This is a genomic window from Embleya sp. NPDC005575, from assembly GCF_040605455.1.
GTDB lineage: Bacteria > Actinomycetota > Actinomycetes > Streptomycetales > Streptomycetaceae > Embleya.
Map to the genome: position 1 here is coordinate 24281 of NZ_JBEXCV010000104.1, position 9000 is coordinate 33280.

General features: G+C 72.5%; 9 protein-coding genes. 7 read left to right on the forward strand and 2 right to left on the reverse strand.

The genetic code is table 11. The features are described from left to right. The first annotated feature begins 46 nt into the window (after window positions 1–46). Window positions 47–1045 (forward strand): aldo/keto reductase family protein, encoded by a 999-nt coding sequence (locus ABZS54_RS28860; RefSeq protein ID WP_355542284.1) that lies wholly within the window; start codon window positions 47–49, stop codon window positions 1043–1045. Between the two features lie 67 nt (window positions 1046–1112). Here ABZS54_RS28860 and ABZS54_RS28865 read toward each other — a convergent pair whose 3' ends face one another. Next, window positions 1113–1319 (reverse strand): hypothetical protein, encoded by a 207-nt coding sequence (locus tag ABZS54_RS28865; protein WP_355542286.1) that lies wholly within the window; start codon window positions 1317–1319, stop codon window positions 1113–1115. A gap of 93 nt (window positions 1320–1412) precedes the next feature. On the opposite strand from ABZS54_RS28865, the gene ABZS54_RS28870 reads away from it, so the two are divergent. The 4 genes from ABZS54_RS28870 to ABZS54_RS28885 all read left to right on the forward strand — a co-directional run bounded on the left by ABZS54_RS28870 (window position 1413) and on the right by ABZS54_RS28885 (window position 6402). Continuing rightward, window positions 1413–2726, forward strand: a complete 1314-nt coding sequence (locus ABZS54_RS28870; protein WP_355542288.1) for a bifunctional adenosylcobinamide kinase/adenosylcobinamide-phosphate guanylyltransferase — start codon at window positions 1413–1415, stop codon at window positions 2724–2726. A 190-nt stretch (window positions 2727–2916) separates the two neighbouring features. Then, a complete protein-coding gene (locus ABZS54_RS28875; RefSeq protein WP_355542290.1) occupies window positions 2917–3957 on the forward strand; it encodes a nicotinate-nucleotide--dimethylbenzimidazole phosphoribosyltransferase in 1041 nt (346 codons plus the stop codon). Next, window positions 3954–4736 carry an adenosylcobinamide-GDP ribazoletransferase gene (locus ABZS54_RS28880; RefSeq protein ID WP_355542292.1) on the forward strand — a complete coding sequence of 261 codons (783 nt, stop codon included), beginning with the start codon at window positions 3954–3956 and terminating at the stop codon, window positions 4734–4736. Before ABZS54_RS28875 ends, ABZS54_RS28880 begins: the two co-directional genes overlap by 4 nt. Before the next feature lie 157 nt (window positions 4737–4893). Beyond that, window positions 4894–6402, forward strand: coding sequence for a leucyl aminopeptidase (locus ABZS54_RS28885; RefSeq protein ID WP_355542295.1), 1509 nt, complete (start codon window positions 4894–4896; stop codon window positions 6400–6402). Between the two features lie 162 nt (window positions 6403–6564). On the opposite strand, the gene ABZS54_RS28890 is transcribed toward ABZS54_RS28885, so the two are convergent. Continuing rightward, window positions 6565–6888, reverse strand: a complete 324-nt coding sequence (locus tag ABZS54_RS28890; protein WP_355542298.1) for a hypothetical protein — start codon at window positions 6886–6888, stop codon at window positions 6565–6567. A gap of 274 nt (window positions 6889–7162) precedes the next feature. Here ABZS54_RS28890 and lpdA point away from each other — a divergent pair, with 274 nt between their 5' ends. Next, on the forward strand, window positions 7163–8551 hold the full coding sequence (gene lpdA / locus ABZS54_RS28895) for a dihydrolipoyl dehydrogenase (RefSeq protein WP_355542301.1): 1389 nt from the start codon (window positions 7163–7165) through the stop codon (window positions 8549–8551). 72 nt (window positions 8552–8623) lie between these two features. Then, the coding region (locus ABZS54_RS28900) for a biotin/lipoyl-containing protein (protein WP_355542304.1) at window positions 8624–9000 on the forward strand (377 nt) is incomplete at its 3' end.

Sequence of the window (9000 nt, forward strand, 5' to 3'; positions counted from 1 at the left end):
GCGGTGGTGCGGCCGTCGCCGTGTGGGGCCGACATAGGGTGTTCGCATGGAATTCCGACACCTCGGCCGCAGCGGTCTCGAGATCAGCGAGATCGCCTACGGCAACTGGCTCACCCACGGCTCCCAGGTGGAAGAGGACGCGGCGCTCGCATGCGTGCGGGCCGCGCTCGACTGCGGGATCACCACGTTCGACACCGCCGACGTGTACGCGGAGACGCGTGCGGAATCGGTGCTGGGTCGGGCGCTGAAGGGCGAGCGCCGCGAGGGCCTGGAGATCTTCACCAAGGTCTACTGGCCCACCGGCCCCGGTCGCAACGACCGGGGTCTGTCGCGCAAGCACATCATGGAGTCGATCGACGGTTCGCTGTCCCGCCTCGGCACCGACTACGTGGACCTCTACCAGGCGCACCGCTTCGACTACGCGACGCCGCTGGAAGAGACCATGTCGGCCTTCGCCGACGTGGTTCGCTCGGGCAAGGCGCTGTACATCGGTGTCTCCGAGTGGAACGCCGAGCAGATTCGCGCGGGCGCCGAACTCGCCCGCGAGCTGCGGGTGCCGCTGATCTCCAACCAGCCGCAGTACTCGATGTTGTGGCGGGTGATCGAGGCCGAGGTGGTGCCGACCTCCGAGGAACTGGGACTGGGCCAGATCGTCTGGTCGCCGATCGCGCAGGGCGTGCTCACCGGCAAGTACCTGCCGGGGCAGCCGCCGCCCGCCGGATCGCGCGCCACCGACGACAAGGGCGGCCAGGACTTCGTGTCCCGGATGCTCACCGACGACGTGCTCACCCGGGTGCAGCAGTTGCGCCCGCTGGCCGACGAGGCCGGGCTCTCGCTCGCCCAGCTCGCCGTCGCGTGGGTGCTGCAGAACCCGAACGTGTCGGCGGCGATCATCGGCGCGTCCCGTCCGGAGCAGGTGCACGAGAACGTCAAGGCGGCCGGCGTCACGCTCGACGAGGGGCTGTTGACCAAGATCGACGTGATCCTGGACCCGGTGGTCAGCCGGGACCCGGCGCTCACCCTGAGCCCGACGACGCGCCCGTAGCGGTCGCTTGAGATGATGAGAGGCGCGGCCTCGGCCGCGCCTCTCGCATGCTCGTTCGCGGGAGGGATCAGCCCTCGGCAGCGCGCAGGCTCATGTGCTCGTACACGACGGCATCGTCCTCGAGCAGGCTCACCTGTTCGATGCCGGCCGCGAGCAGGTCCTTCCAGGTCTCGCCGAGCCAGCTCTCCGCGTCCGACTGATTCGTGAAGTCCTCCGCCTGCGGTCCGTCGACCGGGGCACCGTCCGCGTCCTCATACCGCCACACCCACGACATGTCGGGCTCCTCACCTCGGGATCTCGGACCGTCATAAGACCTGCCCAGTAGATCAAGCCCGACCACCTCATAGCCAGGAGCACGACGACACCCATGGAGCTGACGCTGCTCGGCACGGCCGGTCCCAGGGGCTGGCCCCAGCCGTTCTGCACCTGTGCCTCCTGTCTGGGGTGCACCGGTCCTGTGGTGCGCGGACCCGCGTGCGTGCTGCTCGACGGCACGCTGCTGCTCGACTGCGGGCCCGAGCCCGCGCACGCGGCCGCTCGGGCCGGTCACCCGCTGACCGGGGTGCGGCGCCTGCTCCTGAGCGGTCCGGCCGAGTCCGCGCCGCTGGCCTGGCTGCCCGCGGCCGGGCTGACCGAGGTGATCGCGCCGTCCGGACCGCCGACCTGGCTGCCCGCGCCCTCGGCGGGCGGGCCGCACTGGCGACAGGTGGCCGAGGAGGACACGTTCGACCTGGACGGGCATCGCATACGGGTGTTGCCCGGCGGTACGCCCGGGCGTGTCGCGTACGAGGTCACCGGCACCGACGGAACGCGACTGTTGTACGCGCCGCCCTCGACGCTGCCGCCCGAGGCCGAGGCGGTCCGGGCCTGGACGCGCGAGGGCGGGCACTACGACGTGGTGCTCCTGGACGTGGTCTCGTGGCCGGAGCGGCTGGCCACGCTGCGCCGCGACGGTGCGGTCACCGAGGACACCGACGTACTCGCGATACACCTGTCGCACGAGTCGCCACCGGGCGAGGAACTGCACCGCCGGCTGGCCGCGTGGGGGGCCCGTGCGGTGCCCGACGGCGGCCTGGTCCGAGTCGGCGCGGACGCCTCGCCCGCCCCGCGCCCGCATCGCACGCTGGTCCTGGGCGGCGCCCGCTCGGGCAAGTCGGCGGAGGCCGAACGGCGCCTGGCGGCCTGCCCGGACGTGCTCTACGTGGCCACCGGCGGCACCCGCGAGGGCGATCCCGAATGGGCCGAGCGGATCGCGCTGCACCGCGATCGGCGCCCGGACACCTGGAGCACCGCGGAGACGGTCGAGCTGACCCGGCTGCTCGCCGAGGCCCGGCAGCCGCTCCTGGTGGACTGCCTGTCGTTGTGGCTGACCGCGGTGATGGACGCGCACGGCGCGTGGGACGACGCCCGGTGGGCGGCGGGCGCGCGCGAGGCGGTACGGGCCGACATCGCCGCGTTGGCAGCAGCGTGGCGGGCCTGCCGGGTCCCGGTGGTCGGTGTCAGCAACGAGGTCGGCAGCGGCGTGGTACCGCCGACCTCGGCCGGCCGCCGCTTCCGCGACGAACTCGGCCGACTCAACGCCACCATCGCCGGCGAATCCGACGAGGTGCTGCTGGTCGTCGCCGGCCAGGTCCTCACCCTCCGCAGCCTCCCCCGCCGCGCCAGGCACGCGGCCTCCTAGCCGCCGACCCACGAGGCCGCGGTCGCCCCGCCCCGCCGCGGTGAACCCGTGGCCACCCCACATGACGGCAATGGGCGGGGCGGGCGGTCGACACCAAACCCGAGCCCATCAAGACGCGATCGCAGCGCCCCGGCCGAGGCGACCGAAGCTCCCGTCGCCGCCGGCTCGGGTGCACAACTACCCTGACCAGGTGACAATCGACCTCGACTCCCTGGCCGCACAGGTGGAGCGCCCCGACGACGACGCCCGCGCCCGCGTGCGCGAACACCTCATCGCCGTGACGGGCGCGCCGAGCGCCTACGGCCGACTCGAAGAGCTCGCGATCTGGTTCGCCTCGGTCCAGGGCGGCAAGACCACCGCGCCCATCGCTGCCCCTCGCGTGGTGCTGTTCGCCGCCGACCACGGCGTCGCCGCCCACGACGTGTCGGTGCGCCGTCCGGGCTGGACCGCGCGCGAGGTGCGGGCCGGCCTCGACGGCACCTCGGCCGCGGCCACGTTCGCGGCGGCCGTCGGCGCACCGGTCCGGATCGTCGACATCGCCGTCGACGCCGAAACCGACGCCTTCCCCGAGCATGTCTCGCGGGACCGGATCCGCCGCGCCTCCGCACCCGTGGACACCGCCGACGCACTTGCTCCCGGCGAGGTCGAGCGGGCGTTCCAGGTCGGCATGGACACCGCCGACGCGGAGATCGACTCGGGCGCCGACGTGCTGCTGCTCGGCTCGCTGGGCGCCGCCGCGACCACCCCGGCGGCGGTGCTGATCGGCGCGCTGACCGGCATGGACGCGGCGGCCGTGATCGGTCGCGGCTCCGGCATCGACGACGCGACCTGGATCCGCAAGTGCGCCACCATCCGCGACGCGCTGCGCCGGGCCCGTCCGGTGCTCGGCGACCCGATGCGCCTGCTCGGCGTCTCCGGCGGGGCCGACTTCGCGGCGATGACCGGGTTCCTGCTCCAGTGCTCGATCCGGCGCACCCCGGTGCTGTTGGACGACGTGGCCACCGCCGCGTCCGCACTGGTCGCGCAGCGGATCTCGTACCGTTCCCCCGACTGGTGGCTGGCCGGCCACGTCACCCCCGAGCCGGGCCACGTCAAGGCGCTGGACCGGCTTGCCCTGGAACCCGTACTGGACTACCGGGTCAGGGGCGGCGAGGCGGTCGGCGCACTGCTGGCGCTGCCGGTGCTGCGCGCCGCGGTCGACCTGGTGGCCCGGGTGCACCCCGCCCCGTGAGCTCGGGTACCGCCTCGGCCGGGCTGCGTCTGGCATTCGGCATCCTGTCGGTGATCCCGGTCCGGGTCGATCGGGTGGACCGCCCGGCGGCGGGCCGGGCGATGGCCTGCGCGCCGCTGGTCGGTCTGGTCCTGGGCGGCCTGGCGGCCGGTGTGCTGGCGCTCGCCGCCCGGGCCGGCACCGGCGCGCTCACCGCCGCGGCGCTCGCGGTCGGCACCCTGGCGCTGCTCACCCGCGGGCTGCATCTGGACGGCCTGGCCGACACCGCGGACGGCCTCGGTTCGGCCAAGCCCGCACCGGACGCGCTGCGGATCATGAAGGCGTCCGACATCGGCCCCTTCGGTGTACTGAGCCTGTTGTTCCTGGTGTTGGTCGAGACCGGCGCACTGGTCCGGCTCCAGCAGCACGGCTCGGGACCGGCCGCCGCGGGTCTGGTGCTGGCCGCGGTGACCGGCCGCGCGGCGCTGTCCCTCGCATGCGGCCCGGGGGTGCCCTCGGCGCGGCCCGACGGGCTCGGCGCGATGGTCGCCGGCACCGTCGGTCGTGCCGTGCTCCTCGCCTGGTCGCTGGTCCTGGTCGCCGCCGCCGGGCTGTACGCCGTGGTCCGGGACCCCGCCGAAGGACTGCGTGCGCTCGGCGCGGCGGGCGCCGGACTCGGCGCCGGCGCCCTGCTGTTGCGGCACACCACCCGCCGATTCGGCGGGATCACCGGCGACGTGCTGGGCGCCGTGGTGGAGATCTCGGGGTGCGTCGCGCTGCTGGTCGTGTCCACTGGCTGAGACGTTTGCCGGGAAGGCGTGAAATGCTGGACGCGAACGTATCTTCCATACGGCTCGTCACCGCTCGACGAGGCATCCCGAACAAGGATCGCCGCGTCGGTGCCCCACCGATCGTGCGGGCACTCGGCACCCCCGAGAAATGAGAGACAGGACACTCGTGACCACACTGAGTATCGGCTCCACCGCGGCCCTTTCCCTGCGTGCCGACGTTCTCGTGATCGGCTCCGTCAAGGGCGAGGACGGCGCCGTTCTCGCCGCGGGCAGCGAAAGCATCGCCGCGGCGTTGGACGGCCGACTCACCGACACCCTGTCCGCCCTCGACGCCACGGGCGCCGAGGGCGAACTACACCGCGTCCCGACCTTCGGCGCGGCCAAGGCCCCGCTCGTGCTGGTGATCGGCCTCGGCGAGCAGCCCACCGACGGCTTCACGCACGAGACGCTGCGGCGTGCCGGCGGCACTGTGGCCCGGGCACTCGCGGGCGTCAAGAAGGCGGGCGTGGCCCTGCCGCTGGCCGGTGCGGAGGCGGTGGGTGCGTTCGGGGAGGGCGTGCTGCTCGGCGCGTACTCGTTCGAGACCTACCGCGAGACGTCGCGCGAGGGCCGCAAGGACGCGGTCAAGGACGTCGTGCTGCTGGGCATCAAGGGCCGGGACAAGGCCGCCAAGGCCGCCGTGGAGCGCGCCGGGATCACCGCGCAGAGCGTGAACCAGGCCCGCGACCTGGTCAACACCCCGCCGAACGACCTGAACCCGAAGGACTTCGCCGCGATCGCGGTGGACACCGGCAAGAACGCCGGCTTCAAGGTCGAGGTGCTCGACGAAAAGGCGCTCGCCAAGGGCGGCTTCGGCGGCATCCTGGGCGTCGGCCAGGGCTCGGCCAACAAGCCGCGCCTGGTCCGGCTGGGCTACACGCACGCCAAGGCCAAGCGCACCATCGCGCTGGTCGGCAAGGGCATCACCTACGACTCGGGCGGCATCTCGCTCAAGCCGGCCGGTTCCAACGAGACGATGAAGATGGACATGGGCGGCGCGGCGGCCGTCCTGGGCGCGGTCGCGGCCGTGGCCCGGCTGGGCCTGGAGGTCAACGTGACGGGCTGGCTCGCGCTGGCCGAGAACATGCCCTCCGGCACCGCGACCCGTCCCGGCGACGTGCTGCGGATGTACGGCGGCCGCACCGTCGAGGTGCTCAACACCGACGCCGAGGGCCGGCTGGTCCTGGCCGACGCGATCACGCGTGCGTGCGAGGAGTCGCCGCAGATGCTGATCGACGTCGCGACGCTGACCGGCGCGATGATGGTCGCCCTGGGCAACGACATGTACGGGATCATGGCCAACGACGACACCTTCCGTGACGCCGTCCACGACGCCGCGACACGTGTGGGCGAGCAGGCCTGGCCGATGCCGCTGCCGGCGGACATGCGCAAGCAGATGGACTCGCCGATCGCGGACCTGAAGAACATGGGCAACTCGCGGATGGGCGGCGGTCTGATCGCCGGCATCTTCCTCCAGGAGTTCGTGGCCGACGGCGTCAGCTGGGCGCACCTGGACATCGCCGGTCCGGCGTTCCACGAGGGCGAGGCCGGCGGCTACCGGCCCAAGGGCGGCACCGGCGTGGCCGTGCGCTCGCTGCTCCAGGTCGCGCAGGACGTGGCGGACAACCGGATCTGACCCCCGGGCCGGTGTCGCGGCCGGGAACCGGGCCGGTTCCCGGTGCCCACCCGCACCCGTTCGGTCCGGCTCGGCCGGGGCACGCAGGCGCCCTGGCCGGGCCGGCGGTTCGACCCGGGTAGGTGGTTCGCCCGAACCGGGCGGGCGGTTCGACCGGATCGGTCAGGATCCGGCGGCGGACTGCCGGCGAGTCCACTCACGCATGCGCGTGGGGTAACCCACCAGGGCGGCCTCGTACACCGGGATGCCCAGCTTGCGCGCGAGCGTGCGTGCGGCACCGGGGTCGGTGACCCGACGGCGGGTCCACTCGCCGGTGTCGGCGATGAACACCACCGTCGTCCCGCTCAGCGCGGTCACCGGTTCGATGTACGCCTCGACTCCCTTGCGGCTGCGCGCGAACTCGCTCAGGTGCGCCGCCGCGGCGGCGGCCTGCCTGCGATCTGGCGCATCCGCGCCGGCACCGCGTTTACGTCGGAACAGCCCCACGGGGATTTCCTTCCTGTCGTACGCGCATGTCGTCCGCGTCGGTCCGCCGCGGAGGTCGTGATCGTGCCGGAACAACGAGCCGCAACGACACGTTGTGCCCCCGATCCGCCATTTCGGCGCGGCCCTTGTGGGACAGGCAACACCGGGGCGGAGTGCTCGGTCGCTCCCGACAAGTGGGAGGATGTTGTACCGGCACTTGAGACCTTCCACAAGAAGGGGGTGCTACCCGCCGCGTCCCGCGCGGGTGGGCATCGCAATCACAGGAGGACGTGACGTGGCGAACGACGCCGGAGCCGTTTTCGATGTAGTCATTCTCGGAGGCGGGAGCGGTGGCTATGCGTGCGCCCTCCGCGCGGCCGAACTCGGTATGCGGGTCGTCCTCATCGAAAAGGGCAAGCTCGGCGGCACGTGTCTGCACAACGGCTGCATCCCGACCAAGGCGCTGCTTCACGCGGGCGAGGTCGCGGACCAGACCCGTGAGAGCGAGCAGTTCGGCGTCAAGTCGACGTTCGACGGTATCGACATCGCGGCCGTGCACGCCTACAAGGACGGCGTCATCTCGCGCCTGTTCAAGGGCCTGACCGGACTGATCAAGAGCCGCAACATCACCGTCGTCGAGGGCGCCGGCAAGCTCGTGTCGCCGACCGCGGTCGAAGTGAACGGACAGCGCTACGAGGGTCGACACGTGGTACTCGCGACCGGCTCCGTGCCCAAGTCGCTGCCGGGCCTGGAGATCGACGGCAACCGGGTGATCAACAGCGACCACGCGCTCGTGCTCGACCGGGTCCCGCAGTCCGCGGTGGTCCTGGGCGGCGGCGTGATCGGCGTCGAGTTCGCCAGTGCCTGGAAGTCCTTCGGTGTGGACGTGACCATCGTCGAGGCGCTGCCGCACCTGGTGGCCCTGGAGGACGAGGCGAGCAGCAAGCTCCTGGAGCGCGCCTTCCGCCGGCGCGGGATCAAGTTCGAGCTCGGTGCGCGCTTCGCCGGTGTCGAGTACACCGACGCGGGCGTCAAGGTCTCGCTGGAGAACGGCAAGCAGATCGAGGCCGAGCTGCTGCTCGTCGCCGTCGGTCGCGGCCCGGTCTCGGCGGGCCTGGGCTACGAGGAGGCCGGCGTCGCGATGGACCGCGGCTACGTCCTGGTCGACGAGTACTGCGCCACCGACGTGCCGACGATCTCGGCCGTGGGCGACCTCATCCCCACCCTCCAACTCGCCCACGTCGGTTTCGGCGAGGGCATTCTGGTCGCCGAGCGGATCGCCGGGCTCAACCCGGTGCCGATCGACTACGCGGGCGTGCCGCGCGTGACCTACTGCGACCCGGAGGTGGCCTCGGTCGGCCTCACCGAGGCGCAGGCGGTCGAGCGCTACGGCTCGGACAAGCTCGCCACGATCAGCTACAGCCTCGGTGGCAACGGCAAGAGTCAGATCCTCAAGACGACCGGCCAGGTCAAGGTCGTCTCGGTCAAGGACGGCCCGGTTGTCGGCATCCACATGGTCGGCGCCCGCATGGGTGAACTGACCTCGGAGGCCCAGCTGATCTACAACTGGGAGGCCCTGCCGGCCGAGGTCGCCCAGCTCATCCACCCGCACCCGACGCAGTCCGAGGCGCTTGGCGAGGCCCACCTCGCGTTGGCGGGCAAGCCGCTGCACGTCCACGACTGACGACGCGCCCCCAATCGCGCAACCGTCATCCAAGACACACGCCTTGAAGCGTTGAGAAGGAGTCATTGACCCATGCCGGTCTCCGTAACACTGCCCGCGCTCGGCGAGAGCGTGCAGGAGGGCACCATCACCCGCTGGCTCAAGCAGGAGGGTGAGCGCGTCGAGCTGGACGAGCCCCTGCTCGAGGTCTCGACCGACAAGGTCGACACCGAGATCCCCTCCCCCGCCGCCGGCATTCTGGTGTCCATCAAGGCCCAGGAAGACGACACGGTCGACGTCGGCGCCGAGCTGGCCGTGATCGACGACGGCACCGGTGCCGCGGCGCCGGCTGCCGCGCCGGCGCAGGAGGCTCCGGCTGCTCCGGCGGAGCCGGCCCAGGCCGCGCCCGCCGCTCCGGCCGCGCCTGCCGCTCAGGAGCCCGCCCCGGCTCCGGCCGCCGCCCCGGCCGC

What these genes read in the sequence shown, in the direction of transcription:
- ABZS54_RS28860 (WP_355542284.1), top strand. Translation starts at nt 47, where the DNA reads ATGGAATTCCGACACCTCGGCCGCAGCGGTCTCGAGATCAGCGAGATC.
- ABZS54_RS28865 (WP_355542286.1), bottom strand. Translation starts at nt 1,319, where the DNA reads ATGTCGTGGGTGTGGCGGTATGAGGACGCGGACGGTGCCCCGGTCGAC.
- ABZS54_RS28870 (WP_355542288.1), top strand. Translation starts at nt 1,413, where the DNA reads ATGGAGCTGACGCTGCTCGGCACGGCCGGTCCCAGGGGCTGGCCCCAG.